The sequence below is a fragment of the Endozoicomonas sp. SESOKO2 genome (genome assembly GCF_024606245.1).
In the GTDB taxonomy this organism is placed as follows: domain Bacteria; phylum Pseudomonadota; class Gammaproteobacteria; order Pseudomonadales; family Endozoicomonadaceae; genus Endozoicomonas_A.
In genome coordinates this window covers 1-1,986 of sequence record NZ_JAHHPQ010000135.1, presented here as the reverse complement: position 1 = coordinate 1,986, position 1,986 = coordinate 1, and the positions used below count along the sequence as shown (strand labels likewise).

The window sequence follows — 1,986 nt, the reverse complement described above, 5'->3', positions numbered from 1 at the left end:
CCCGATAAAACTGAGCATGTCGCCGCAACGTTCAGAGCTACTGGCAGAGACCGTAGACAACGTAAACCGGCTGATTCACGGGGCTGAAGCCCTGTTGGAGGGCTACCGGGCCTTCTTGCTGCTGGCGGGAAACAGCGATTCAGAAGAGGTCCAGTCATTGCTGGATGAATTGATGCAATTGACCTCCCGGTTCGTGACGTTGAAACAGACTATCCAATCCGGGTTAGAGAGTATCACTCGTCACCAGCAGACCGGTGAAGAGCGTCAATTGTCGTTTATTAAGTGGGTGGCCGACTGCTATCAGCTAAAATCCTTTCTTCAAGCACTCAATCCCGGGAAGGCTGAACAGGTTCTGAGTGTTCATGAGCTGATTTTTGCCCTGCATCAGCGTTTCGTAAAGGCGCTGGCACCGGTCACTCTGGCCTCGGGTCATGGTAGGGTTTCTGAGGAAAAACGCGTCACCTATGTTGATTGTACGACTCCGGGTGACTCAGGTGAAAAGGCATCGCTATTGAGTCCGTCCTGTAAAACATCGATCAAAAAATTAGAGTACTCAGGGACTGTCGTCAGTATGGATGACGCTTTGATTGTTAACCTGGAGCTCGGAAGTCATATCTGTGTTATCGAACTACTTGAAAACGCAGAGGGGGGGAAAGGACGAACCTTGCGGCTGAAATTTTCCGACCAGTTTCGGAGCACTGATGGCAGTGATAAGCGTGGTAAGTTAATGCGTATGTGGTTTTTAGTGCAGTTACTGAAAGTGATTAAACTGGATAAACAAGCTGATAGTATGAAGCTGAGTTGCAGTGCCGTAACGAGTGAAATGATCGTCGAATATCCCCAAATGAAGTCACGTGAAATCCTGCAGGAAGCCTTTGAAAAACTGACGATTGTGTTAGATGCTATGTGCGATCTCGATTTACTCTTTAGCGACAACGACATTTTTGAAGAATATCATTGGGACTTTAACATGCTTGCACAACGCCTTAATCCCGATGTTGCGACAGAAGCGGACAGATTCACCTTTCAACATTGTCTTTTCTCAATGTTTTATCTGGGGGATGAACGCATTAGTCCCGATTGCTGCCAGTTATTAAGCAACCACCTTCAACAGTTTGTTCATTATGCTGAGCGGTTAGGCGAGTGTCAGTCGTTAGTATTTCTCAGGCAAAAACCGGAACACAGTCTGCGGGAAATATTAATGAGTAATGAGATGAGTGAGAGCATCCGCAGGGAACTCTTACATCATTATTTATTGTTAGATCCTCATTACTCTATTCGGCTGGTTGAGGATTTTTATCCCCATTTGAGAGGTCAATACTTCGTTATCAAACCATCACGTGATTACACGCTGACGCTTGATGTTCCGCCGAGTCAGTCGCTTTTGGATATTAAAGAAAAGATCAGGAAAACCATGGTGAAGGGTGGGCTGAAATATGTCAGCCAACGGGTTCGGAATGATCAAGAGCTTGTATTAGAAGTCATTGCAGTAAAACCATTGCACCTGAAATATGTCAGTGAAGAACTGAAGTGTGATAAAGGTGTCGTCATGGCCGCAGTCACTCAGGATGGCTATTGTCTGAGTTATGCCAGCCAGCAACTTCAGGATGATGATGAGGTTGTCATGGCCGCCATGGCTGAGTATCCGCGCGCTCTTCAGTATGCCAGTGAAAGAATCCGAAGTGATAAAAGCATTATTTAAAAGTCAATTGATCGCAGTATTGTTTCCTTACAATATGCCGGTGAAACGGTATTGAATGATCACGAGTATATGCTCTAATTAATTGCAAGGAGGCCACGTGCTTTTACATATGCGGCTCCCGGGCTCAAACATGATCAGTTTTTATCGATTCAGCCATTCTAAGAAACCCCGAAGTCCATAAATATGTCAGGGAGTTTTTGAATAAGCTCTGATCGACTCTGACAACAATGGGCTAGCAGCCTGTCGGACTTAAGGCTGTCCTACTGCGGTTGCAATAAATTGGT

At 45.7% G+C, this 1,986-nt stretch carries 1 protein-coding gene; it reads left to right on the top strand.

Translation table 11 applies throughout. From position 1 onward, the window contains the following. A partial coding sequence (locus tag KDK17_RS03510; protein ID WP_257287351.1) for a DUF4116 domain-containing protein occupies positions 1-1,702 on the top strand: 1,702 nt, incomplete at its 5' end. Between the last annotated feature and the right edge of the window lie 284 nt (positions 1,703-1,986).